This window comes from Arthrobacter sp. BK1 (assembly GCF_056680055.1).
In genome coordinates this window covers 3190819-3215695 of record NZ_CM155263.1, presented here as the reverse complement: position 1 = coordinate 3215695, position 24877 = coordinate 3190819, and the positions used below count along the sequence as shown (strand labels likewise).

The 24877-nt window shown below is 65.9% G+C and carries 23 protein-coding genes; 16 read left to right on the top strand and 7 right to left on the bottom strand.

The window, feature by feature from the left end; translation table 11 throughout:
• Positions 1 to 19: 19 nt before the first annotated feature.
• The 8 genes from AC1MCA_RS14645 (at position 20) to AC1MCA_RS14610 (ending at position 7720) form a co-directional block, all read left to right on the top strand.
• Positions 20 to 661 carry an arsenate reductase/protein-tyrosine-phosphatase family protein gene (locus AC1MCA_RS14645; protein WP_479798567.1) on the top strand — a complete coding sequence of 214 codons (642 nt, stop codon included), beginning with the start codon at positions 20 to 22 and terminating at the stop codon, positions 659 to 661.
• Between the two features lie 359 nt (positions 662 to 1020).
• Positions 1021 to 2625, top strand: coding sequence for a glycoside hydrolase family 5 protein (locus tag AC1MCA_RS14640; RefSeq protein ID WP_479798565.1), 1605 nt, complete (start codon positions 1021 to 1023; stop codon positions 2623 to 2625).
• 166 nt (positions 2626 to 2791) lie between these two features.
• Complete coding sequence (locus tag AC1MCA_RS14635) at positions 2792 to 3925, top strand: LCP family protein (RefSeq protein ID WP_479798563.1); 1134 nt, start codon at positions 2792 to 2794, stop codon at positions 3923 to 3925.
• A 133-nt stretch (positions 3926 to 4058) separates the two neighbouring features.
• A complete protein-coding gene (locus AC1MCA_RS14630) occupies positions 4059 to 4835 on the top strand; it encodes a histidine phosphatase family protein (protein ID WP_479798561.1) in 777 nt (258 codons plus the stop codon).
• Positions 4813 to 5754 (top strand): ADP-dependent NAD(P)H-hydrate dehydratase, encoded by a 942-nt coding sequence (locus AC1MCA_RS14625; protein WP_479798557.1) that lies wholly within the window; start codon positions 4813 to 4815, stop codon positions 5752 to 5754. The genes AC1MCA_RS14630 and AC1MCA_RS14625 overlap by 23 nt, the downstream gene beginning before the upstream one ends.
• 144 nt (positions 5755 to 5898) lie before the next feature.
• Positions 5899 to 6723 (top strand): GAF and ANTAR domain-containing protein, encoded by an 825-nt coding sequence (locus AC1MCA_RS14620; RefSeq protein WP_479798555.1) that lies wholly within the window; start codon positions 5899 to 5901, stop codon positions 6721 to 6723.
• Positions 6724 to 6752: 29 nt separating this feature from the next.
• Positions 6753 to 7166, top strand: a complete 414-nt coding sequence (locus AC1MCA_RS14615) for an Hpt domain-containing protein (RefSeq protein WP_479798551.1) — start codon at positions 6753 to 6755, stop codon at positions 7164 to 7166.
• Positions 7167 to 7201: 35 nt separating this feature from the next.
• Entirely contained in the window at positions 7202 to 7720 is a 519-nt protein-coding gene (locus AC1MCA_RS14610; RefSeq protein ID WP_479798548.1) for a GNAT family N-acetyltransferase, read from the top strand.
• 40 nt (positions 7721 to 7760) lie between these two features.
• Here AC1MCA_RS14610 and AC1MCA_RS14605 read toward each other — a convergent pair whose 3' ends face one another.
• Complete coding sequence (locus tag AC1MCA_RS14605; RefSeq protein WP_479798544.1) at positions 7761 to 9035, bottom strand: glycoside hydrolase family 26 protein; 1275 nt, start codon at positions 9033 to 9035, stop codon at positions 7761 to 7763.
• A gap of 260 nt (positions 9036 to 9295) precedes the next feature.
• On the opposite strand from AC1MCA_RS14605, the gene AC1MCA_RS14600 reads away from it, so the two are divergent.
• From AC1MCA_RS14600 to AC1MCA_RS14590, 3 genes are all read left to right on the top strand, one after another.
• Positions 9296 to 10564, top strand: coding sequence for a protein kinase domain-containing protein (locus AC1MCA_RS14600; protein ID WP_479798539.1), 1269 nt, complete (start codon positions 9296 to 9298; stop codon positions 10562 to 10564).
• Positions 10565 to 10632: 68 nt separating this feature from the next.
• Positions 10633 to 11109, top strand: a complete 477-nt coding sequence (locus tag AC1MCA_RS14595) for a hypothetical protein (RefSeq protein ID WP_479798534.1) — start codon at positions 10633 to 10635, stop codon at positions 11107 to 11109.
• Positions 11110 to 11292: 183 nt separating this feature from the next.
• Positions 11293 to 11724 carry a LexA family protein gene (locus AC1MCA_RS14590; protein ID WP_479798530.1) on the top strand — a complete coding sequence of 144 codons (432 nt, stop codon included), beginning with the start codon at positions 11293 to 11295 and terminating at the stop codon, positions 11722 to 11724.
• Here the strand turns inward: AC1MCA_RS14590 and AC1MCA_RS14585 are convergent.
• Complete coding sequence (locus tag AC1MCA_RS14585) at positions 11699 to 12244, bottom strand: N-acetyltransferase family protein (protein WP_479798526.1); 546 nt, start codon at positions 12242 to 12244, stop codon at positions 11699 to 11701. The two genes, AC1MCA_RS14590 and AC1MCA_RS14585, sit on opposite strands and share 26 nt — an antisense overlap.
• A 70-nt stretch (positions 12245 to 12314) precedes the next feature.
• Between AC1MCA_RS14585 and AC1MCA_RS14580 the strand changes: the two genes are divergently transcribed.
• A complete protein-coding gene (locus AC1MCA_RS14580) occupies positions 12315 to 13613 on the top strand; it encodes a Y-family DNA polymerase (RefSeq protein WP_479798524.1) in 1299 nt (432 codons plus the stop codon).
• Positions 13614 to 13649: 36 nt separating this feature from the next.
• Here AC1MCA_RS14580 and AC1MCA_RS14575 read toward each other — a convergent pair whose 3' ends face one another.
• Positions 13650 to 14654 (bottom strand): alpha/beta fold hydrolase, encoded by a 1005-nt coding sequence (locus AC1MCA_RS14575; protein WP_479798520.1) that lies wholly within the window; start codon positions 14652 to 14654, stop codon positions 13650 to 13652.
• Positions 14655 to 15539: 885 nt separating this feature from the next.
• Here AC1MCA_RS14575 and AC1MCA_RS14570 point away from each other — a divergent pair.
• On the top strand, positions 15540 to 17789 hold the full coding sequence (locus tag AC1MCA_RS14570; RefSeq protein ID WP_479798517.1) for a S9 family peptidase: 2250 nt from the start codon (positions 15540 to 15542) through the stop codon (positions 17787 to 17789).
• A gap of 29 nt (positions 17790 to 17818) precedes the next feature.
• Here AC1MCA_RS14570 and AC1MCA_RS14565 read toward each other — a convergent pair whose 3' ends face one another.
• Positions 17819 to 18274, bottom strand: a complete 456-nt coding sequence (locus AC1MCA_RS14565) for an SRPBCC family protein (protein WP_479798512.1) — start codon at positions 18272 to 18274, stop codon at positions 17819 to 17821.
• Positions 18275 to 18500: 226 nt separating this feature from the next.
• On the opposite strand from AC1MCA_RS14565, the gene AC1MCA_RS14560 reads away from it, so the two are divergent.
• Together AC1MCA_RS14560 and AC1MCA_RS14555 are read left to right on the top strand one after the other, a co-directional pair.
• On the top strand, positions 18501 to 18707 hold the full coding sequence (locus AC1MCA_RS14560; protein ID WP_479798510.1) for a hypervirulence associated TUDOR domain-containing protein: 207 nt from the start codon (positions 18501 to 18503) through the stop codon (positions 18705 to 18707).
• Positions 18708 to 18711: 4 nt separating this feature from the next.
• Positions 18712 to 19914 carry an NAD(P)/FAD-dependent oxidoreductase gene (locus AC1MCA_RS14555; protein WP_479798507.1) on the top strand — a complete coding sequence of 401 codons (1203 nt, stop codon included), beginning with the start codon at positions 18712 to 18714 and terminating at the stop codon, positions 19912 to 19914.
• A 57-nt stretch (positions 19915 to 19971) separates the two neighbouring features.
• Here AC1MCA_RS14555 and AC1MCA_RS14550 read toward each other — a convergent pair whose 3' ends face one another.
• Positions 19972 to 20649 carry a hypothetical protein gene (locus AC1MCA_RS14550; RefSeq protein ID WP_479798505.1) on the bottom strand — a complete coding sequence of 226 codons (678 nt, stop codon included), beginning with the start codon at positions 20647 to 20649 and terminating at the stop codon, positions 19972 to 19974.
• Positions 20650 to 20785: 136 nt separating this feature from the next.
• Positions 20786 to 21952: an acetate kinase gene (locus AC1MCA_RS14545; protein WP_479798503.1), complete on the bottom strand. Its 1167-nt coding sequence runs from the start codon at positions 21950 to 21952 to the stop codon at positions 20786 to 20788.
• A gap of 145 nt (positions 21953 to 22097) precedes the next feature.
• Between AC1MCA_RS14545 and AC1MCA_RS14540 the strand changes: the two genes are divergently transcribed.
• On the top strand, positions 22098 to 22400 hold the full coding sequence (locus AC1MCA_RS14540) for a hypothetical protein (RefSeq protein WP_479798501.1): 303 nt from the start codon (positions 22098 to 22100) through the stop codon (positions 22398 to 22400).
• Positions 22401 to 22486: 86 nt separating this feature from the next.
• On the opposite strand, the gene pta is transcribed toward AC1MCA_RS14540, so the two are convergent.
• Positions 22487 to 24565 carry a phosphate acetyltransferase gene (pta, locus tag AC1MCA_RS14535; RefSeq protein WP_479803409.1) on the bottom strand — a complete coding sequence of 693 codons (2079 nt, stop codon included), beginning with the start codon at positions 24563 to 24565 and terminating at the stop codon, positions 22487 to 22489.
• Between the last annotated feature and the right edge of the window lie 312 nt (positions 24566 to 24877).

Genomic DNA, 24877 nt, shown 5'->3' with positions numbered 1-24877 from the left:
GGCTGGAAAGAGAAGCTCCGTGGCATCCCCCGCAACTGCACCCGCACCAGTGAGGATCCTGACCGTCTGCACCGGCAACATCTGCCGCTCCCCCGTGGCCGAACGCCTGCTTCAGGCGGGCCTGGACCAGGTGATGCCCGGCGGCTTCGTGGTGACCAGCGCCGGAACCCGGGCCATGGTGGGCGACCCCATGCAACCCCTCTCCGGCGACATCGTGCGCACGTACGGCGGGAACCCGGACGGCTTCGTCTCCCGGCAACTCACCAGCAAGATCCTGCGCGGCGTGGACCTGGTGCTCACCATGACCTCCGGCCACCGCGGCGAAGTCCTCCAGCTGGATGCCTCGCTGCTCAAACGCACCTTCACCATCCGCGAGTTCGCCCGCATGCTCGACGTCCTGGACAACCGTGCGGACAGTGCCGCGCAACGCCTGGGAGCGGCCGACGACGGCGATCCCCTGAGTGCCAACACCGCCTTCTGGCGCGGGTTGCCTGCCCGTGCCGCAGCCGTCCGGCACCTGTCACTTCCGGCTGATTCCGCTGAGAACGACATCATCGACCCCTACCGGCGCAGCCCTGACATCTACCGCCAGATGGAAGACGAACTGGCGCCCGCGATCGTGTCCGTCCTGCGGCACGCCCGGGTGAACCTCCCCGCCTGATGTAAACACCGGCTGGCTGAGGTGAACACCGGCGTTTAACTCCCGTAACAGTTTCCCGTTTACCCGAGACACGGTCTGCAGGGGGCGAATAAGATGGGGCTCTGACGGCCCAATCAGGGGAGCAATCGATGCCCGGGAGCAACGGTTCACCTACGGAGAGACCCGCGCGGGGCAGGACCTGGCGGGACGATGGCGGGCGGCGGTTGCCGTGGTGGCCGGCGGTTGTTTTGGTGGTGGTGGTCCCGTTGCTGATCATTGCCGGGTGCACGCTATCCGGGAACGGCAATGGCGGACCCGCAGGTAGCGGACCCGCGAATAGCTGGGCTGCTGCGGGGACCCCAACAGCAATCCGCGCTCCCATGGGCTTTGTCAGTGCTGCCGGACGGGGCCTCGTCCTCGACGGGAAGCCCGTCAGGCTGAAAGCCGTGAACTTCTCCAACCTGTACCACCGGAACCTCAAGGCCGCCGAACTCCCGGGCTCGCAGCACCACTCGGAGACGGACTTCGTGCGGGCCAAGGAGCTGGGCTTCAACAGCATCCGCTTCGCCTTCAAAGGGGACTGGTACACGGAGTCGCCGGAGATCTTCTTCACATGGCTGGACCAGAACGTGGCGTGGGCACGGCAACATGAGATGCGCCTGATCCTTGATCTGCACACTCCGATCGGTGGCTTCTGGCTGGACCCCACCAGTGACCAGGTCAGTTTCGATATCTGGTCCAAGCCCGAGCTTCAGCAGCAGAATGCCGAGCTGTGGCGAGGCATCGCCACCCGTTACAAGGACGAACCGGCCATCGCGGCGTACGACCTGCTGAACGAACCGGTGACCACGGACGCCACAGGCCAGCAATGGCAAAAGCTGGCGCGGAAGCTGGTGGCCACGGTGCGTTCCGTGGACCAAAACCATCTTCTCGTCATCGGCGGGGTCTACAGGTTCAATGGCCGCCACGTGCCTGCAGGGACCGATCAGCACTTCCTGGTTGACGACAAGAACGTGGTGTACGACTTCCATTTCTACGAGCCGATCAAATACACCCACCAGTTTGCATCCTGGGTGGAAGGGCCCATCCGGGACGGTGGCCGGTACCCGGATCCGGACGTGATCCTCCAGACCGGAGAAAGGGTTCTGCTGACCGGAAGCCGCATCAGCACCCCGGCCCTGCCACTGGGCACCTCGGACTGGGCACCGTATGACAGCGGTATGGTCACCATCAGCAACCCCACCGCGGTGGCGGCCATGCCACTGGCTACCGCCCAGGGAGGGATGCGCGGAACGGCCACCTTCGATTCGATCAGGGTGACCGAGTACGGCCCGGACGGAACCGAACTCCGCAAAATCGTCGATGACCAGCTGAGCAGGGACGGAACGCGGGACTGGCACCAGTGGAGTTACGGCGGTGAGCCGGCGGCACCGGTGAAATTCAAACGGGACACCAGCGGGTACCGGGATGACGGCAGCATTTCCATCGGCAACGCCCCGGATGCCGCCGCCATCCACGGATGGAGCAACCATTCACACCTGTTCAAGGTGACACCCGGCAACCAGTACCGTGTCCAGGGCTTCATGCGGGGACAGGATATTGCACCTTCGGCAGGTACGGCCCCGCGGATCGGCCTTCAGCTGGACGTGTACGCCCCATCGCCCGGAGCCCCGGGCAACGGGTTCCTCCAACGGGACAAAAGCTACCTGGCCCACGAAATGGCCAAGCACGTGAAGTTCGGAATCGAGCACAACGTCCCGATGTCCGTCATGGAATTCGGAACAGTCCGGCAGGCCTTTGAGATCGAGGGCAAGGGCGGAGACCGGTGGGTCACCGACGTACTCAGCCTTCTGGAGGAGAACAACCTGAGCTTCGCCTACTGGGAATACCACGGCACGCAGATGGGGCTCTATCTCACCGGCACGGGCCCACCGGGCCGGCCCAACACCGCCCTCCAGGACGTGCTCAGACGCGAACTGCCCTGAGCGTGAACAACGCGGACTGCCGTGCCCGGCACCCCGCGGGACCATCCCACCGGACCCGTCCCGCCGCCGTCGTCATTTCCCCCGCCGTCATTTCTTGTGGAAATGTTGCGGAAACGACACAGGCCCTGATGTAGCCACAACCCGGCCCGTGGGCGGACACTAAGTCATGGTGAGCAGCCCAGGCAGTCATGATCCCATCGGTCCAGGCCGTTCCGGCCCCGAGCCCGCGGCTCCGGGCGGGCCGAAAACCGGGCTGATACTCGGGCTGAAACGCCGGCAGGTCCTCGCACTGGTGCTGACGCTGGTACTCGTGGCCGTCGTCGGCGTCTCCGCCCTGATCTTCACGCGCCCGGCCGCTGAGGTTGCCGCCCCGGCCCCGACTGCGAGTGAAACGCCGACGCCGACGCCCACCCCGTCGGAGACGCCGCCGCCCCCGCCGGCCCCTGCTGCCCCGCCGCCGCCCGAACCGATCCCGGACCTCCCGGCCGAGGCTATGAACATCCTGGTGATCGGCAGTGACAGCCGCGCCAACGCCCGGGACCAGGAGGCCCACACCACGGCGACCGGCGAGGCCCAGGACCAGCGCGCGGATGTGCTGATGGTGGTCCATGTCCCGGCTGACCGCCGCACCCTCTACGTCGTCTCGATCATGCGTGACACGTGGGTGGAAATCCCCGACTACGGCGGATCGAAGATCAACTCCGCCCTCCAGATCGGCGGCATCCACATGGTGACGCGGACAGTGCAGTCACTGCTGGGCATCCGTGTTGACCACACCCTGATGCTGGACTTCAACGGCTTCAAAGGCCTCACGGACGGGTTGGGCGGAATCGATGTGAACGTGCCCTTCCCGTTCCAGTCCACGCACGATACCGGGCATGTATTTTCTGCCGGCGTGAACCATCTGGACGGCCAGGCGGCCCTGGAGTTCAGCCGCGAGCGCTACGCATTCGCCGACGGCGACTACCAGCGGGTCCAGAACCAGCGGATCATGCTCCGGGCCATCCTGGCCAAACTGACCGCCGGCGGGGCCCTGAACGATGTCAACGCCGTCCGCTCGCTTGCAGGGTTCGCCGCCTGCTGCCTGACCGTGGACAGGGGTTTCGATCCCGTCCAGGTTGCCATGCTGGCTTACAGCCTGCGGAACCTCGATGTGAACGCGATCGGCACCATGACCCTGCCCACCGCGGGCCCGGGCTTCGTCGCCGGCCAGTCGGTCCTGTTCCCGGACTACGGCGGCGTCAACGCCGTGGGGGCCGCGCTGAGGGACGGCACGATCGGCCAGTACGCCGTGCCGTAAAACGCGCCGTATGCCGCGCTCCCCGGGGCAGGCGCCGCCGTCGTCCGTTATTTTTCCCCCACAGGTGGGTAACCCACTAGTGATGCACCTGCCTCCGGCATGGAGCTGAACGCGGACGTGAGGGTGAACGCTGATGGAAAACGAGGGAATGACGCAGGCGGTCCGGGAAGCCGGGGCGGTGGAGCTGATCCTGATCCGGCACGGCGAAAGCCAGGGAAACGTGGCGGCCACGGAGGCCACGCTGGCCGGCGCCGAGATGATTCCGGTGCCCGCCCGGGATGCCGACGTCACCCTCTCCGGCACCGGGCAGGACCAGGCGCTGGCGCTGGGCAAGGCACTGGCCGGGATCGCCGAGGAGTTAAGGCCCGACGCCGTGGTGTCGTCCCCGTATGCCCGCGCCCGCCAGACGGCGGAGATCGCCGTGGAAACCGCGCGCTGGCCGGTCACCGTCCGGACGGACGAGCGGCTGCGGGACCGTGAACTGGGCATCCTTGACATGCTCACCCGCTACGGCGTGGAGCAGCGGCTGCCTGAAGAAGCAGAACGACGGCGGTGGCTGGGCAAGTTCTATTACCGGCCGCCGGGCGGCGAATCGTGGGCGGACGTGGTGCTGCGGCTGCGTTCGGTGCTCAGCGAACTGAACAGCCTGGATTCAGGCCACCGCGTCATGCTGGTCTGCCACGATGCGCTGATCCTGCTGTGCCGGTACGTGCTGGAAGGCATGAGCGAACAGGAGCTCCTGGATTTGGCCGCCGGCACCACCATCCTGAACGCCTCCATCACCAGGTATGTTCGCCCGGACGGGGCGGGCCCGTGGACACTGGACAGCTTCAACGTGGCCGACCACCTGAGGGAGCAGGGTGTGGAGGTCACCGAGCACGCGGGAGATGCCAGTGTCCACCCGCAGTAACGCCACCCCGGTCACCCCTTCCCTGCTGCGCGGCTGGCCGCTTCCGGCACCTGGGGAAGACAAGTACTCCCGCGGCTCCGTCCTGGTGATCGGCGGCGCCCGGTCCACGCCCGGCGCCGCGCTGCTCGCCGGAACCGCCGCCCTCCGCGCCGGGGCCGGGAAGCTGGTCATGGCAGTGCCGGAATCGGTGGCGGTGCAGCTGGCTGTGGCCCTGCCCGAAGCCGGTGTCACAGGGCTCCCGGAGAATGCCCAGGGCTCGTTGGGACCGGAAGGGCTGGACCGGGTTTCCGCGGACCTTGGGAACTGCGACGCCCTGCTGGTCGGGCCGGGCCTGGACAACCTTGACCTCACCAGGGAACTGCTGGCTGCCCTGCTGCGGGACGCATCTGTTTCCGTCTCGGACAGCGCCGCGATCATCCTGGACGCCTTCGCCCTGGGCTGCCTGCCCCAGCTTGAGGACCGGCTGGACCCGTGGCGGGGCCGCCTGATCCTCACCCCCAACCCCACGGAAACCGGGGTGCTGCTGGGGCGGGACGTCGCTGACCTGACGGCCGACGTCGTCGAGGTCGCCCGCCGCTACGGCGCCGTGGTGAGCTGCCAGGGAATGGTCGCCAGGCCGCCCGGAGGCGACGCCGCGGGCTCCGGGCCCGCGGACTCCGGCGCGCCGGAAGACGCCTCGCTGTGGGAGATCACCACGGGCTACGGCGGGCTGGGAACCTCGGGCAGCGGCGATGTCCTGGCAGGCGCCATCGCGGGCCTCCGCGCCCGCGGCACCACCGACGCGCAGGCAGCCTGCTGGGGCAGCCACCTCCACGCCGCGGCCGCCGACAGGTTGGCGAGCAGGCTGGGCCCGATGGGCTTCCTGGCCCGCGAGCTGGCCGACCAATTGCCGGCCCTCATGCTGGAACTGAATACCTGACTTTGCCTCAACCGGCTACCCCTGCCGAGTGTCGGGGAGTTGAAAAATCGAGTACACACTACTGATGCTTTCCCCCGCCCCTGCGACGTAGCGTCTTTGCTTACCGCGGGACTTCATGAGCAACGACTTTCGGGGGGCGGGTCAATGAGTTCGGAACTACGCACAAGCTATGCCCGCCGGCTGCCCGGGGCCGATGGCCAGTCCGGGAAGGCTTTCCCCCGGGGTGGCATCCGTGAGCTCTGGAGCAATGCCGGAACCCACGGGCGTTCAGAATTCCTGCTGGATTTCCGCGCCGACAGTGAGCCCGAATCGCTCCGCCTCCTGGCTTCTGCCGCGGTGTCGGCCCTCGCAGACGATTCCACCTCCGATCTGGACTGCGCCGTATCGCTGGCGCGCCCAGGACAGACACCGCTCACCGTGGGCACCTCCGACGGTGCAGCGGGCCTTGCCAGGCTGGATCAGAACCACGGGGACGGCCCTGTCTCGCAGGCGATGAGGGGACGGCTGGCGGTCATCGTCAACGACTCGTCCAGGGATCCGCGGTGGCCCCGGTATTGGGGTCCGCTCCGGGACGCCGGCTACCGGTCTGTGGTTTCTGTTCCGTTGGCGCGTGAGCCCGGATGCGCGGCGGCGCTGACGTTCCTGGCCGGGAACACCACGGGGTTCACCCCGACTGTCCTCGCCGACGTCGTGGCTTTCAGCAACCTTGCCGGCAAAAGTTTCCTGATGGCGACCGAGATGAGGGCCGCCCTTGCCACAGCCGGCCACCTGCGCGCGGCCATGGAGGGCCGGACCTCCATCGACGTCGCATGCGGGGTCATCATGGGGCAGAACCGCTGCTCCTACGAGGACGCCTTCAACATCCTCACCAGGGCTTCCAGCCACCGGAACGTCAAGGCCCGGGTGATCGCGGACACCATTCTGAAGGATCTTCCCGGCGGCCCGCCCGCCACCCATTTCCAGGGATGAAGCGGTAATGGGTCACGGGAAGGACGGCCATGACGCAGAGTGACGGCAGCGTCGCGCCCCTCCTTGATCCGTCCGTACTGAGCCGGCTGCGCGAAGAGCTCGACGACGATGAAGGGGTCTGGAAGGTGTTCGTGCAGAACTTCATTGATGCCCTTCCCCAGAGGACCGAGAAGCTGCGCATGGCCCTGACCACAGGGGACCTGACCGGCGCCTTGGACGCGGTCCTCAGCCTCAAGACCTCCAGCCAGATGGTGGGCGCGGAACGCCTGGCAGGACTTGCGTTCGACCTCGAGCTGGCCATCCGGGACGAAACCCGGGACAACGAACCCGTCACGGTCCTGCCCAGGCTGGCGACGGAGCACCTCCGCCCGATCATCAAGTGTTCCAGGCAGACCACCTATCTTCTGCTGGAGTACCTTCAGCCCAAGAAAGGCAAGAAGTAAAAGGAAAACGCCTCTTCTTCGAATACGATTCTGTGATGCCTCTCCTTATTGCTCCGGACGTACGTTTTCATTCCTCCTGGCTGGAAGGAGCCGCAGAATTTGACGGCTCCCGGCAGGACGGCGCGGGTGCGGATGGCTGGCCCCTGGAAGAGCTCAAAGATGCCCACACCTTCCAGCGGTTCGTGGACGCCCTCGTCATCGACGCGCTGCCGGAAAGCCCGCGGAAGCCGGGGCTCGTTCCGTGCACCTACCTCTGGATGGTGGAAGACGGCACATTCCTTGGTTCGATGGCCATCCGGCACGGGCTGAACGAACACCTCCTCAACCAGGGCGGGCACATCGGCTACAGCGTGAGGCCTTCCGCGAGGCGCCGCGGCCACGCGTCGGCCGCGCTGGCCGCAGCCCTCCCGGTAGCCCGGGACCTGGGGATCTCCCGGGTACTCATCACGTGCGACGAGGACAACGCCGGTTCCCGTGCGACCATCGAAAGGAACGGCGGCGTCTACGAGGACACCCGCGGTGGCAAACGCCGCTACTGGGTGGAGCCCGCGTAGAGGATTGCGGGCCGGTTCATCGGCTGACACCTAACAAGCGTCAGCCGCGTGGTCGGCAGGACCCGGCCGGACCGAACTGCAGCCAGCCCGGCAGGGCGGCCTTGAACGCGTCACGGATGGCAGGGGCGTTGGTGACGGTCCAGTCCACCCTGCCGGTGACATCGGGCTCTTCCCTGTCCCATTCGAACCAGGTCAGCATCTTCAGCTGAGGGAAACGTGCAGCCGTTGCCTGGCCGAAGACCTGGCCCCACCAGGCCTGCTTGATGGCAAGTTCGTCCGCTCCCCCGGCGCCCGGGACAAAGAGTGCGGCGGTCTCCGTGATGGCGACGGGCTTGCCGTGGGCCACCCCGTAGACCTGGTAGAAGTCCGGAAGAAGGGCGTCTTCAGGGCTGTCGCCCACGTAGTTTCCGGTGAGCTGATCCGCGAACTTGTTGGCCTCCGGGAGTTCGTTTTCGCCCCAGGGGTAGACGGCACCCCAGTGGTATACGGACATGCCCACCCAGTCCACGGCGTCGTCCCCCGGGTAGTAAGGGGCGTAGGGGTCGTCGCTGGTGGTCAGGGCGCCGTCCGCGTCGGTATCCAGCGCGGCGAACTCCGGGGTCCCGGCTTTGGCTTCGAACTGCCCGCCGGCGTACGGGTACCCGCCGCCATAGCTGGGTGCCCACATTATCGCCGAACCCGGCGCACCCGTGTGGACGGCGTCTGCCAGGGTCCGGAAAGCTGCGGTGTATTGGGCCGGCTGCTGGGACCACGGATACCAGGAGCCATTCATTTCCTGGCCAAAACGCACGATGACAGGGACGCCGTCGTTATTGAACTCTGCGAGGTCTGCCGCCAGGGCCTTCGCGGAGTCGGGAGTGACCTCTGAGAGCCCGTTCAAGGGCTCCAGCGTCAGCAGCATCATGTGGCCGTGGGCGCGGATCTGCACAACATCGCGCTGGAGGACGGCCTTGTCCTCCGTGTCATAGGGAAATTCGGAGGAAAGAACGGTTACCGCTGGTTTATGCCCAAGCTCGAACGAATATTGGGCCAGGGCCTTGGCATGCCAGTCCAGGTCCACACCAAACAACTGCCCGTTTGCCGGCACCAATGACGCACGGTCTGCCACCTCGCACACCGGACCGGTGGGGACGGGTTTTCCGGCCTGGCCCTGCTGTTGGTTGTGCCCTTGCGAGCTTGCGGACAGGCTGTTGAAGACCGCGGCTCCGCCAACGACGGCCGCGATGATTCCTGTGATCGCCAGGGCCTGCCGGAACTTCGGGGAACCCTTCCGCTGCCTGCCGCCGTTACCTTGCTCCGGAGTCACCGTTGACATCCGCGCCACCCCCACCTGGCCAGCCGTTCATCGATCCTTGTTTCCGGGCATGCCGGCATTCCCGGAGGTTACGCCGGACGGGCCCCACTTTCCAGAGTCTTTTGCCACTATGGCTCCTTCTCAGGACATGCGGCTCCAGGTCTCCGCGCGGGCCCTTCGCTGACTCCTTTCCTGTCGCCTTCCTTGTGGGTGACGAATGGCGTCCCGAGACTCGCATATAGTAAGGGGGCTTATGATCTGAGATATACAGTGTGCCGCAAATGCATCGGAAGGAACGCGTAGTGGCGGAATCGTCGAGCTCCATCAGCAGTGAAGTGCTCGGCGAACGATACCGGCTGGGCGAGGTGATTGGCCGCGGTGGGATGTCCTCCGTCTACCGGGCCAAGGATGAAAACCTGGGTCGGGACGTAGCGCTGAAGCTCTTCGCGCCCCAGCCCCATGACGCGGACGAACTCAAACGCCAGGAAGCTGAGATCATGCTGCTGGCAACCCTGAACCATCCCAGTCTTGTCACGTTGTTCGATACCGGCATCGACATCCGCATCCCGGATGAGCCCCGGCCGTTCCTGACGATGGAACTCATTGAGGGACAGGATCTGCGCAGCCGGATCCGACACAGCGCAGTCCCATTGGACGAACTCGCCGTCATCGGAGCCGGGATCGCTGACGGGCTCTCCTACGTCCACGGTCTCGGGATCATTCACCGTGATATCAAGCCCGGCAACATCCTCTTGGTGCAGACCCGCCCCGGGGAACCGGTGCGGGCGAAAGTCACCGATTTCGGCATCGCACGAATCGCCGATTCAACACGCCTCACGGTCACCGGAGCAATGGTCGGCACTGCGGCGTATCTCAGCCCCGAACAGGCCCTGGGCTCCCCGCTGAGTCCCGCCACAGATATCTATTCGCTCGGCCTGGTCCTGCTTGAATGCATCAAACAGGCAACGGAGTACCCCGGCAGCGCTGTGGAATCCGCCGTGGCCAGACTTTACCGTGCACCGACCATTCCCCAGGACCTTCCAGCCGGGTGGGCCGACCTGATCCGCTCGATGACCGCTATGGATCCGCTTGAACGCCCCAAATCCGCCGACATCGAGGCGGCCCTGCGGCAGGCCCTTGTCTCCCCGACATCCACCCCCGGTGAACTTGCACGCGAAACCATCCGCGTACTGCCAGCCAGGCCGTTCAGGGCGCCATCTATCACTGCAGGACCGCCCTCCCCCAACTGGTCAGCCAGCCCAACCAAAGGACGCTCCAAGTCCAATGCTTCCTCCGAGGCCACCCAGTCGTTGACAAGAGCCGACGTACCCAAACCGGGCACTCCTCGAGAAACACGCCGCCCCTCCCGGAAGGGACAAAAGCTGGCACTCCCCATGGCCATCCTGGTCCTTCTTGGACTGGCAGGAGGAGTAGTCGCACTTACCGCAAGCCAGGCCCCTCCGTCCCCTTCCGGCGTCGCGACCTACCCTGTGGTCACTGGCACACTGGGAGACCACCTCCAGGAACTTCAAAAGAGCGTGCAACCATGACGGGCCGTCACTCCCGAGGTCAGCGCTGCCGAGCACACGGAGCCCGTTTCGCCGCAGCCCTTTTGCTTGTGTGCGGACTCGTCGGCTGCGGTATCTCCGATTCCGGGCTGCAGCGCGACACCGCCCACCGTCTCCAGGAACTTGTGCTCGGCGTGACCCAGGCTGCGGCCGTGAATGACCACGCCACCGCGCTCACACGTCTAAACAACCTGCAAGCAGAAGTTGAATTTGCGGCCCGCAGCGGCCGTATATCCGAGGACCGGCGCCGAAGTATCATGACCAACGCGGCCGCACTGCAGGCCGATCTCGCTGGCCTTGTTGACGCCGCCGCTGAGGCTGCAATGGCTGCTGAGAAGGCGGCTGCTGCCGCCGCCGCGGAAGCAGCCGAGGTCGAGAAAGCCAAAGCTGACGCCGAATCCGCGACGAAGGCTGCACTGACACAGGAAGGCACCGCACCAGCCCAGGTAGCCCCTGCGCCGCTGCCCGCCCCTGAGCCGCAGCAGGGAAAAGGCAACGAGGGCAAGGGCAAGAACAAGAACGATTGAAGGGACCATTCTGGTCCTGGTGCCCTGCCCACGGCCACCTAACCCCTCAAACACCGCCTCCGGCTCGTCAAATAGGCCACAGTCAGCACATCCTGCATCTAATGCGAATGCCCACTTCTGCTCTTTGTCGGCCCCTGGCGCTACACTGAATGAATCGAACATATATTCGAATAAAGGTGTGTTGTGGGCGTAATCGTGGGTCCCCGTGTGCTAGATGCGGGCATTTCCTTGTTGTCGGTGCTGATCTCCCCTGTGCCCGTCGCGGCGGGGTTTCCCTCGCCGGCGCAGGACTATTTTGACGGCCGGATCGACCTGAACCAGCACCTGATCAAGGACATCACCAGCACGTATGTGGTGCGGGTGTCCGGGGACTCCATGGAGGGTGCCGGCATCAGCGACGGCGACGAACTGATCGTCAACCGCGCCCTCGAACCGCGCGACGGCTGTGTCGTCGTCGCGGTCCTGGATGGGGAACTCACGGTGAAGCGGCTGCGGATCACGGGCACCGGCGTCGTGCTTCAGGCCGAGAACCCCGCCTACCCGGACATCCGCGTCCCGGCCCTGGCGGACCTGGTCATCTGGGGTGTCGCTACGCGGTGCCTTCACCATGTTTAGGCGGTTGGGAAGAAAGGTCCGCACCGGAAAGGCGGACCATGCGGAGCTCGCGCACGCCGTCCTCCACATTCACGGTCCCGTCGGCCACGAACCCGTGTTTGCGGTAGAAGGCCTGCGCCCGGGGATTCGGATCGGCCACCCAGAGCGCTGCCGAATCGTAAGGGCCGACGACGGCATCCAGGAGGGCGGCGCCGGCGCCGGTCCCGTGCGCAGCAGCAACAACGTACAGCACATACAGGTGGGTGCCCCACTGCAAGCCGGGGCTCTGCGGGGGGCCCGCCATCGCGATCCCAATCACCTCGCCGTCGCGCTCGGCCACTGCGACGCGGTTGGCGCGGTAGCGCTCATCGCTGAGCGCTACCGTCCAGAACCGTTCCCGGGCGGCGGGCAATCCCGGATCGTCCAGGACGCTGTCCGCCATCACGCCGCGGTACGTCTCACGCCACGACAACACATTCACGCGCGCCATCTCGGCAGCATCCTCAACGCGGGCGCGGCGCACCTTCACCGGGTTATCCATAGCCGAAACTCTACCGAGAGCTGCGGCTGGCACGGCGGCCACAATCCGCGCCCCGCGCACGGGTGGTGCAATGAGTAAACCGGCCATGATGCGGCGGATGCCGCAGATCGCCCACGTGGACGTGAACTGCTTCTACGCCTCGGCCGAGCGCGCCTTCGATCCGTCGCTGGAAGGCAAGCCCGTGGTGGTGCTGTCCAACAACGACGGCTGCGCGGTCACCCGCTCCCCCGAGGCAAAAGCCCTCGGCATCAGCGTGGGTGAACCGTGGTTCAAACTCGCCCCGAGGGCCAGGGAATGGGGGCTGGTTGCCCTCTCCAGCAACTACGAGCTCTACGGCGACATCAGCGCCCGGGTCATGGAACTGCTGGGACGCTACTCTGCATGGCTGGAGGTGTACAGCATCGACGAGGCGTTCCTCGGCGTCAAAGGCACCCCTGCCGAACTGCTGGCCCTCGGCAGGGCAATGAAAACCGCCGTCCGCCGGAACGTGGGCGTGCCGGTCTGCGTGGGGATCGCGACGACGAAAACCCTCGCGAAGCTGGCCAACCAGTGGGCGAAGAACAACCGTGCCTTCGGCGGGGTCTGCCACTGGGACTCGGTGCCCGCCGTCGAACGGGAAGGCCTGATGCGGCGCCTGTCCGTGGTTGAGATCTGGGGCGTGGCCACCCGCCTCACCAAACGGCTGAACGTCCTGGGCATCTTTTCGATCCTTGACCTCTGCCGCGCCGATCCGGTCATGATGCGGGATAGGTTCTCCGTGGTCATGATGCGAACCGTCCTGGAACTGCAGGGAACGCCCTGCATCCCCATGGAGGAGGTGCGGATCGGGCGCGACCAGCTGATCTTTTCCCGTTCCTTCGCCACCCCCATCACCACGTCAGCCGGGATCCGGCAGGTCATGAGCGTGTACGGGCAGCAGGCCTCGGCACGGCTCGCCAAACACGGGCTGCAGGCCAAGGTCCTCACCGCATTCGCCGGAACCTCACACTTCAACCCCAAAGACACCTCTTATCCGTCGGTGTGCATTCCGCTGCCGATGCCCACAGCGGATCCGGTGATCCTCACCAAGGCCTCGCACGCGCTGCTGCCCCTCATCCATGAGGGCGTCAAATACGCCAGGGCCGGAATCATGGTCACGGACCTGCGGCCCACCGGGAACCAGGCGCCTCTGTCACTGTTCGAGAACCCGCACGAGGAACGCCACATCGGATCACTGCTGGAAGACGTGGCCCGACGGTACGGCCGCGGCTCCATCGGCCTCGGCCACGCCGGCATCCGGGGCGGGCCGGACTGGTCCATGAAACGGGACATGCTCTCCCCCCGATACACCACCCACTGGGACGAACTGCCCCTCGTCAAGGCGGCCTAGCCGGACCAAAACAGAGCGGACCTCCGTCCGGGCCGGCTAATCCCCCCGGAACAGGAAAGCCCGGATGGCGTCAGCCATCGGCTTGGCCTGGGTCCAGTGCAGGTAATGCCCGCCTTCAAGGGTGACGATCTCCTGCCGTTCAACATTCTTCAGGAGGTTTTGCGTCGCCGCAGCCTTGGTATCCAGCGAACCGGACTTGTCATCGGCAAGGAACGCCAGAACGGGCATGTCATCCGGGTAGGTGACTCCCCTGAGCGCTGCGGCATTGTTCGCGATCCGGGCTGTTTCGTCAGCCACGGCGGCATTGCCGAAGTTCCAGCTCCCCATCAGGCGCATGCGCTGCAGCTCGTCCTCGGTATACGCGTCACTGTCCGGGTTGACCAGGTCAGGGGCCAGCCATGCGACGGTGCGGACCAGGCCGGCGACCGAGAGGGCCCGCCCCCAATTGAAGCCTGCCTCTGGTTCCGGTACTGGGTCGCTCCCCGGCTTAGGTACCGACGCGTCGATTTCGATCACGGCAGACACCTCGGCCGGATACCTGTTCGCGTAATCGAGCAGGTAGAAGCCGGCGATGGAATGCCCCGCCAGGATGTAGGGCTGCCTGACCTGAAGTTTGGCCAGCGCTTCATGGAGCTCGGTGCTGATGTTCTCGTTGGTCCGCGGACCGGCTTCCATATCGCTGTAGCCATAACCGAACCCCTCCACCACCATGACATCGAAGCCGTCGAGTTCGCGGACCAGAGGAGCGAAGTCGAGGCCCGGAGCCGGGGTTCCCAGGCCGCTGAGGAGGACGACCGGCTGGACTCCGTTCCCGTTCCGGTAGACGTTCAGGGCGCCGCCGCTCACCGTGACCCGCTCACCGTAGGGTTTGATGCTCGCTTTCTCCACCGGCTCCAGGATCAGATTGATCACCGTGGAGGCGAGGATCAGCCCCAGGATGACCAGCCCCACGATGCCCGCCGCCCGCAACGGGCGCCTGCGCTTCTTCCGGACCGCTGAATCCGGAGCTACCTTTGACGTCCTTCGAGCAAGCAGGCGCATGGTGGGCCTTTCCGCGCTCCGGGCGACGGTGAACTCCGCGATGTTCCGGTGTGGGATGGCCCCCGGCAATGCCGGGGGCCACCTTAACGGGAGATGCAGCGCTTGCTGCCGGTGCGCTCTTTAGCGCTGTGGCGTGCACGCAATGGCTAATCGCCCCAAAAGGCAGTCAACGTTAGCGTCCGTACTCCCGATCCTGTGTTGTATGAGGCTTGGGTTATGCGGCAATCTGCTGCATTGCGCCCTTCGCCTCGATCTCAATTTTACGCGGTTTGGCCTTTTAGGCGACAGGAAATCTGTGCCGCGCACGGACCGGGTCAGCTGCGCGTCGGGTCCGGGTGGAGAGGCGCGGGCCCCGGATCCGGGACGGGCAGGGGGCCTGGCGGTTCCGGCGTCGGGATCGGGCTTGGCCTGGCCGGGCCCGGGTGGCCGGGCTGGGTCGGATCCGGCGAAAACGGGTCAGGACCTGGTTCCGGCGGGAACGGCTCGGGTTCATGCACTGGCGGGATGGTCATTGAACTTCCCCTCTCACGCTGGGCGGATGCGCCTTCGCGTGATCAGGATACGCCTGTCCGCCTTTTTTGCTCTACGAGGCAACGGGCGGGACGGCAGCAGCGCACCGCCGTCGTCCGCCCCCTCCCAACGCTCTGGCACTTTCCGTCGGGTTTTCCCAAACCCCCTCTCACCTTCCGCCGTGTTTTCCCAAACCCTCTCTCACCTTCCGGCAGCCGCGGTTTTCCGGTACAGGGGCCGCGGGAGCCCCGGCAGCGGAAACCGAGAGACAGAGCGTTTCCGTTGTGGCGACAGGAAGTGAGAGAGCGTTGGGGGTGGGCTCCCCCGGTAGCGAACGCAGCCGCCATTGTCGGTCCGGCTCTATATATTGAAGGAATGACCCAGACTCCGCTGCAGGATTCCGCCAATTCCGCCGTCGCCGCTTCCGCCGGGCCGGTTGCGCCGCCCGTCGCCAAGAAGGTCCCGCACGAGCGGACGCACCACGGCGATACGTTCGTGGACAACTACGAGTGGCTGCGCGAAAAGGAATCCCCCGAGGTCGTGGATCACCTGAAGGCTGAGAACGCCTACCAGGAGGCCGTCACCGCGCACCAGGAGCCGCTGCGGGAGGCTATCTTCCAGGAAATCAAGGGCCGCACCCAAGAGACAGACTTGTCTGTCCCAAACCGGAAGGACGGCTGGTGGTACTTCAGCCGGTCTGCCGAAGGCAAGGAGTACGGCATCCAGTGCCGTGTCCGGGCTGCGGACACCGGCAACCCCGTGGCCGACTGGACTCCCCCGGCGGTGGAGGCCGGCGTCGAAATCCCCGGTGAGGAAGTGCTGCTGGACGGCAACATCGAGGCGGAGGGCAAGCCGTTCTTCTCCGTGGGCGGCTCGGCCGTCACGGTGGACGGGAACCTCTATGCCTACGCGGTGGACAACTCCGGCGACGAACGCTTTACGCTCCGCATCAAGGATCTGCGCACCGGCGAGCTGCTTCCGGACGTCATCGAGAACATCTTCTACGGCGTCAGCTTCTCCCCTGACGGCACGCGGATCTTCTACACGGTGGTAGACGACTCCTGGCGCCCGTACCGGGTCAAGTCCCACGTGCTGGGCACCCCGGTCACCGAGGATGAGGTGATTTACCAGGAGGACGACGTCGCCATGTGGCTGGGCTTTGAGCTCTCCTCAGACCGGCGTCACCTCGTGCTGGGCATCGGCTGCTCCGAGTACAGCGAGACGCGCCTGCTGCGTTTCGATGACTCAACGGCGGCCCTCACCACCGTGATTTCGCGTGACGAGCGCGTGCTCTATGAGGCCGAGCCGTTCCTGCTCACCGGGCCCGGTGGCGAGAAGGCAGAGCGCATCATCATCACCCACAACCGGAACGCCGTGAACTCCATGGTTTCCCTCGTTGACCCGGCCGAGCTCACCAAGCCGCTGGCCGAGCAGCACTGGGACACCGTCGTCGGGCATTCCGACGACGTCCGCGTCAACGGTGCCGGCGTCACCTCCACGCACCTGATTGTGTCCATCCGCAAGGACACCATCGAACGGGTCCAGGTGATGGGCCTTGCCGGGCTCGGCACGCCTGCGCAGGAAGCGCCGGTGGAGCCTGCCTTCGATGAAGAGCTGTACACGGCCGGGGTGGGCGGATCCGACTACGAAGCGCCCGTGATCCGGCTGGGGTACACGTCCTACTTCACGCCGTCGCGCGTGTACGACTTCGTCCTTCCAACGCCGGCCCAACCTGCCGGCGAACTGCTGCTGCGCAAGGAAAGCCCGGTTCTGGGCGGTTACTCTGCCGCCGACTACGTGGCCACCCGCGAATGGGCGGACGCTGCTGACGGCACCCGGATTCCGCTGTCAGTGCTGCGGCACAAAGCCGTCAACCAGGACTCGACGGCGGCGGGCCTGGTTTACGGCTACGGCTCGTATGAGCTGAGCATGGACCCCGGTTTCGGCATCGCACGGCTCTCGCTGCTGGACCGTGGCGTGGTGTTTGTGATCGCCCACATCCGCGGTGGCGGCGAGCTGGGCCGGCACTGGTATGAGGACGGCAAGAAACTCACCAAGAAGAACACGTTCACGGACTTTGTGGACGCCACCGACTGGCTGGCCACTTCCGGCTGGGTGGATCCGTCGCGGATTGCCGCGCTGGGCGGGTCCGCGGGCGGCCTGCTGATGGGTGCCATCGCCAATCTGGCGCCGGAGAAGTACGCCGCGGTGGTGGCCCAGGTGCCGTTCGTGGACCCCCTGACCAGCATCCTTGATCCGGAGCTTCCGCTGTCCGCCCTGGAGTGGGAAGAATGGGGCAACCCCATCACGGACCCCGAGGTCTATAAGTACATGAAGTCCTACACGCCGTACGAGAATGTGCGGGCCGTGGCGTACCCCAAGATCGCGGCCGTCACGTCCTTCAACGACACGCGCGTGCTGTACGTGGAGCCGGCCAAGTGGGTCCAGGAGCTGCGGAACAACACCACGGGTGCGGAGCCGATCGTCATGAAGATCGAAATGGACGGCGGCCACGGCGGCGCCTCGGGCCGGTACGTCCAGTGGCGCGAACGGGCGTGGGACTACGCGTTCATCGCCGACTCGCTCGGCGCCACCGAACTGCTTCCGGGCGCCGGGCTGAAGTAAGTCCAGGCGGTTCGCACCCGGCAGGCAGGCTAAACGATGTCGGGGTGTTCGGCCAGGAGGTCCGCCAGGGTCTCGAGGTTGGCCCGCACCGTCCTGGCATGGGCCTTCTCCACCAACGAATCCGCCAGCTTGCCGAAGACTCCGCCAAGTCCGGAGTCCGCGTCGATCCGGTAGATGAACCGGGTCCCGTCGCCCTGCGGTTCCAGGGTGTTTGAAATCTTGAACTTCAAGTCACCGCCGACCGACTCTATGGCCGTCCGGTTCGGCGGATCAAAAAGGGTGGTTTCGGTGACCCAGTCGAAGTGTCGGCCCATGATCTTGCTCGTGCCCTTTGACTGCGTCCCCACGTCCACGGGCCCGTCGCCGATCTGTTCTGCACGGATCACGGACGAGTCCCAGATGGGGATGTTCTCGCTCTTGGCCAGAAAGTCGAAGACCTCCTGCTGCGGACGGGCGATATAGACGCTTTCCTCTATGACGGCCATGTCGGTACTCCTCGTCAAAAGCCTGGTGGCGGCTCGGCTTGGCCGGCAGATAGGCTCAGCGCCAGTGTGATCTGAACGGCATGGAGAGTCAACGCTGATCCTTGGCCCCGGCTTGAAGCGCGCGCCCGCTGGCAACGAAAGCGTCCGTGACCACCTGCCCCGTGACCCCGGAAACTAATCATGCTTACTATTGTGTTTCACGTCCGATCCGTCTGAAGGAGCAGGAATGTCGCTACGCAAAGGAACGTCCGTGGAATGGAACACGCCGCAGGGGCCCACCCACGGGAAGATCGTGGAGAAGAAAACCAGCGATTTCGAACTGGACGGGAGCCAGCACCGGGCCAGCGAGGCAGAACCCCAATACGTGGTGGAGTCGGCCAAAACCGGTGCCCGCGCCGCCCACAAGGCGTCCGCCCTGACCGAGAAGGACTAGCCGCGTGTCCAGCCAAAAGCAATGTGAAGTGCTCATCATTGGCGGCGGTAATGCAGGGATTTCCCTGGCGGCACGCCTGCACCGGTACGGCGTCAAGGACATCGCCGTGGTGGAACCCAAGGACCATCACCTGTACCAGCCGCTGTTCTCCCACATCGCCGGCGGGCGGGCCAAGGCAGCTGAGGCCATCCGTTCCCAGGCGTCGGTCATTCCCAAGGGTGTGGAATGGATCCGGGACGGCGCAACCGGCATCAATGCCGCAGCCAACACTGTCACTTTGGCATCCGGTAGAGAGCTCACCTACGGCCAACTGGTGGTCTGCCCCGGGCTGCAACTGGACTGGGACAAGATCCCCGGCCTGGAGGCGGCTGTCCACTCTCCGCACGGGGCGTCGCATTACGAGTTCGATCTTGCCCCCAAGGCCTGGACGCTGCTCAGCGCCCTGAAATCAGGCACCGCAGTGTTCACCATGCCGTCGGGCCCGGCCAAGTGCGCCGGCGCCGCGCAGAAGCCCATGTATCTGGCCTGCGATTATTGGCGGGAACAGGGAGTCCTGAAGGACATCCGCGTGGTGATGGTCCAGCCATACCCCACCGTTTACGGGGTGCCCGGCGTGGACGAGGAGCTGAACCGCAAGATCGGGGCGTACGGCATCGAGCTCCGGCTCAACAGCGAAGTCACTGCGGCGGATCCCGCTGCCCAGACAGTGCTGATCCGGGACAGCACCACCGGCTCAACTGAGGAACTCCACTACGACGTCCTGAATGCGGTCCCGCCGCAGTCGGCGCCGGACTGGCTCAAGGCCACGGACCTGCCGGCCCCGGGCGACGATGGAGGCTTCGTCCAGGTGGACGCCGAAACCCTGCGGCATGTGCGATATCCGAACGTGTGGTCACTGGGCGATGCAGCCGCCACCACCAACTCGAAATGCGGCGGCGCACTGCGGAAGCAGACCAAGGTGCTTGCGAAGAACCTCGTGGCTGCACGGAAGGGGGCACCGCTGAAGGGAAAGTACGACGGCTATGCGGTGTGCCCGTTCACGGTGTCCCGGTCCACTGTGGTGTTCGCGGAGTTCGACGCCGGCTATCGGCCGATGCCCACCCTTCCCAAGGTGCCCACGTGGAAGGAGAGCCGTGCCTCCTGGGTGGTGGACAGGGACGTTTTCCCGCAGGTCTACTGGAACCTGATCCTCAAAGGCCGGGCCTAAAGGACGCGCCTTGACGGCCGGGCCTAAGGGACGGGCCCAGGCCACCAAACCCAGGGCCTACGCTCCGGGCGCCTTGTGCTGCCTGTCGTGCCGGGCGTAGTAGGCGTAGACCAGCAGGGCGATCCCCGCCAGGATCATGACGGCCGGTACGGCGAAGTCACCGGAGATGAGCAGCACCGTTGCCTGGAGAGCGAAGATCACTCCCATCACCGCGAGAACGGCAGCAGGAATCAGGGGCCACTTCATCCGGACGGTGTGCCCCGCATCCCGGACCGGGACAAGGGAAAGCACACCAAAGGTTGCTGCCAGCCCCAGGAACAGGACAGCAGGGACGGTCATGCCCGGAAGATCCTGCGGCAGGGCCACGATGACCGCCAGGGTCAGCATCACCCCGCACGGGATCACGGCCCACCAGTTGGCCGGCTCGCGCAGATAGACCGCGGCGAATCCGGCTGCCATGAACAGGAACAGGAAGGCTGCGCCCGTGCGGCCGTCCGTGAGCTGCGCGGCGGTAATCACCGCGGCCAGGCCAAGGAACACCGATCCGGGGATCGCTGCCCACCAGTTCTCCCGGCTGCGGCTGAAGACGGACAGGAACACCGCCCCCACCGCGGCGAAAATCAGCGCCGGAACCAAACCGGCGGTCTCCACCACCTTGAGAAGGTCCAGCAGCAACAGCCCGCCGACCGCCATCAGGACTACGCCTGCGATGATGCTTATGTTTGCCGGTTTCACCGTTTGCCTCCCGAAATTCGGCGTGGTCCCCGGAATTCTGCAGGCGGCCGCGCCGCACTGCCATTTTCAGGCTAGGCCCGGCCCGGAACCGTACGTAGGGCACAAAGGCCCGCTCTGTTGGATCTGAGGGAACCCCCTACGGAGCAACCGATGATTGGACGACGGCGGCAGTCGCCTCCGCGATGGCGCGCTCCTCGTCGGTGGGCACCACCAAAACCGGAATGGCGGACTCCGGCGTGGAAATCACGCGCGGTTCCTTGGACCGCTGACTGTTCAGGCCGGCGTCGAGCTTTATCCCCAGGGCACCCAGCTTGTCCGCCACGAGTGCACGGAACTGGTGCGAGTTCTCGCCGATCCCGGCGGTGAACACGAGAGCCTTCGCGCCGCCCACGGCCACGTGGTAGCCGCCGATGTACTTGGCCAGCCGGTAGGACGTGACCGCCAGCGCAGTGGTGGCCCTGGCGTCGCCGGCTTCGGAAGCTTCCACCACGGACCGCATGTCGTTGTTTCCGGCGAGGCCTTTGAGCCCGGATTCACGGTTGAGCATGGTGTCGAGGTCTTCGGGGGTCCAGCCGGCCCGGCCCAGGAACACCAGGATGGAGGGGTCCAGGTCGCCGGAGCGGGTGCCCATCACCAGGCCCTCAAGCGGCGTGAAGCCCATGGACGTGTCCACCGAATGACCGCCGCGGATGGCCGTGACGGAGGCGCCGTTCCCCAGGTGGGCGATCACGCCGTCGAACTCTTCCACCGGGAGTCCCAGCAGCGCGGCGGCGCGGTGCGTGACGTACTCGTGCGAAGTGCCGTGGAAGCCGTAGCGGCGGATGCCGTGGTTGGTGTAGAGCTCGTCCGGGACGGCGTAGCGCCAGGCGTGTTCGGGCAGGGTGCGGTGGAAAGCGGTATCGAACACGGCAACCTGCGGCATCTCCGGCCACTTCTTGCTGATGGCGCGGATGCCCAGCACGTTCGCAGGGTTGTGCAGCGGGGCCAGCGGGTTCAGCCGCTCAATGGCACGGGTGATCTCGTTGTCGATCAGCACCGGCTCCGCAAACCGCTCGCCGCCGTGCACCACCCGGTGTCCTACCGCTGCCAGTTCCAGCTCGCCGAGTTCCTGGTGGATGGCCGCGTCAACCTGCTCCAGCGCCTCCGCATGGTCCCGCGGGCCCTCGATTTCGCCGTCGCCGTCCCCGCCGTTGCCCATCCCGATCTTCTCGATCAGACCCACGGTCAGGACACTGCCGGCCGCGACGTCGCGCACCTGGTACTTGAGCGAGGACGAGCCGGAATTGATGACGAGCACGAGCATGAGGGGCCTCCTGAGCCGTTGCTTCCGCAGTTCAACCGCTTCCCACTATAAGTTGCCTTGTGCGGGCAGCCGGTTCCTTGCGGACGGGGGCGGCGGGCGCTTAGAGTCGGCGGACAAGCTGCACCCACGCCGAGAGGACATTCCAATGACGAACGAAACCACTCAAGCCGAGGACAACGACCCCACAAACACGGGATCCAGCAGCACCGCGCCCCTCCCGGAGACGGGACCGGGTAGCGGCTCCAGCTCGGGCACCAAGGATCCCACCGGCGTCGAAGGCGCCAACCCTGCACTGGACGACACCGGCAACCCCAAGGCGCAGGAGGTGGGCGAGGCACCCGAGCCGCCGGAAAACCCGGAAAACCTGGACCTCACCCCGCAGGGGCTGTCCGACGAGCCCGCCAAGCAGGAGGACAAAGACAGCCTGGCCAAGCCGGACAACAGCTAGCCCTCAACCGCAACGCGGGGTCACTCCTCGCCCGATAAAGGACTGAAATCGGGCGTGGAGTGACCCCGCATTGCTTTGGAAAGCGCTTAGGAGGCCGGGGACTGCGCCTGGATGGCCGTGATGGCCACGGTGTTCACGATGTCCTCCACGGTGCAGCCGCGGGAGAGGTCGTTGACCGGCTTCCGCAGTCCCTGAAGGACAGGCCCGACGGCGACAGCACCGGAGCTCTGCTGCACCGCCTTGTAGGTGTTGTTGCCGGTGTTCAGGTCGGGGAAGATGAAGACGGTCGCCTGCCCGGCCACGGAGGAGCCCGGCATCTTGGACTCCGCGATGGAGGCGTCCACGGCGGCGTCGTACTGGATGGGGCCTTCGACGGCGAGATCGGGGCGGCGGCTGCGGACCAGTTCGGTGGCCTGCCGGACCTCGTCCACGGCCTCCCCCGCGCCCGAACCACCTGTTGAATATGACAGCATGGCAACCCGGGGCTCCACGCCGAACTGCTGGGCGGTTTCGGCGGAGGCGAGCGCGATGTCGGCGAGCTGCTCCACGTTGGGGTCAGGGTTCACCGCGCAGTCGCCATAAACCAGCACCCGGTCCGGCATCAGCATCAGGAACACCGAGGAGACGATCTTCACGCCCTCGCGGGTCTTGACGAATTCCAGGGCGGGACGGATGGTATGCGCCGTGGTGTGCGCGGCGCCGGAGACCATGCCGTCCACCACGCCCAGCTGGACCATCATGGTGCCGAAGTAGCTGACATCCTGCATGATTTCAAGGGCTTTGGGCACGTCCACGCCCTTGTGCGCCCGCAATTCCGCATACTTTTCGGCGAACTTCTGCCGAAGCTCGGACGTGGCCGGGTCCACGATGTTGATCCCGGACAGGTCGATCCCGCGGGACGCGGCGAGCTCCCGGACGTCCGATTCGGGGCCCAGGACCGTGAGATCGCAGACGTCGCGGCGGTGCAGGATTTCCGCGGCGCGCAGGATCCTCGCGTCGGTGCCTTCGGGCAGGACAACGTGCCGGCGCTGGGACCGGGCACGTTCGATGAGGTCGTGCAGGAACCGCAGCGGGGTCATCCGTTCGGGGCGCGGCAGGTGCAGGCGTTCCACCAGCTCGGCCTCGTCCACGCGCTTTGACCACAGGCCCAGCGCGGAAGCCACCTTGCGGCGGTGCCCGGACCAGATCTCGCTGCGGACCTCGGAGACGCGCTTGGCGGTGGTGTAGGTATCGTCAGTGGTGGCAAAAACGGGGAAGGGGGCCTGCGCCAGGAGCGGGTAGATGTTGTCATCCGGGGCCAGCCCACCGGTCAGGATCAGCCCCGAGGGCACCGGGAATTCGGGTGAGAACGACGACGCCAGGCAGGCCACCATCACGTCCGCGCGGTCACCGGGAACGATCACCAGCGCCCCGTCATCCAGCACATTCAGGAAATGGCCCACGTTCATGGCGGCCACCTTGATGTCCCGCACGTCACGCTCCATGTCCGCCCGGCCGGCCACCTGCCGCACACCCAGGGCCGCTGCCACTTCGCCCGTCGTGGGGCGGGCGATCTCCTCCAGCTCAGGCAGCACGTACACCGGCCGGTTGGAGGCACCCGGCTTGATCTCTGCCGCGATCGCGTCCAGGAGTTCGGGGTCGGCGCGGTTCACCATGATGGCCAGCAGCGTGCACTTCTCGGCCACCAGTTCTTTGCGGGCAACTTCGACGGCAGCGGCCGTCTCAGCGACGGTCCGCCCCTTCGCGCCCACCACGGCAACAACGGGGGCGGCCAGGTTGTTGGCCAGCCGGGCGTTGAGGTCAAACTCGACCGCGGCGTCCTGGCCGGTGAGGTCCGTCCCCTCCACGATCACCACGTCGCAGTGCCGGGAAATCTCGGCGAAAATCTCCACGCACCTGGCATCAATGTCGGCACGCCTGCCCTCGGCCAGTAGCGCCCGCACCTCGGCGAACGTCAATCCGCCGCGGCACCTGTCGTCGTCGAGCGCGAACCGGGCTTTCATCAGCGCCACCATGGGGTCCTGGGCGGCATCTGGGCCGTGGACCACGGGTTTGAAGAAGCCGATCCGGTCAGCGTGCCGGTGGAGGGTGTCGGCGAGCCCCAGGGCCACGAGCGATTTGCCCGAGCCCGGAGTGGTTGCGCTGACGTAAATGCCTTTGGCCATGGTCCGCCCTTTGGTGTGCTGGTGCAGGTCCAACCATCCTTGCACCTCGCTCCACACTTGGGGCAACGCCCATCCCGTCCAGGCCGGACGCTCTCTCACTTAACGCAGAAAAAGCCCAAACGCTGTCTCACTTTCTACAAGAAAGTGAGACAGCGTTTGGGAAAAACCTGCGTTAAGTGAGAGAGCGTCCCGGGGGGGAGGAGCAGGAAGTTCCGGACAAACCGAGCACGAACGCACGCGGAGGCCGGGCCTGCACCCGGGTGCAGGCCCGCCGGGAGGCCCGGAAACGCGGACGGCCCTTGACACCTACCC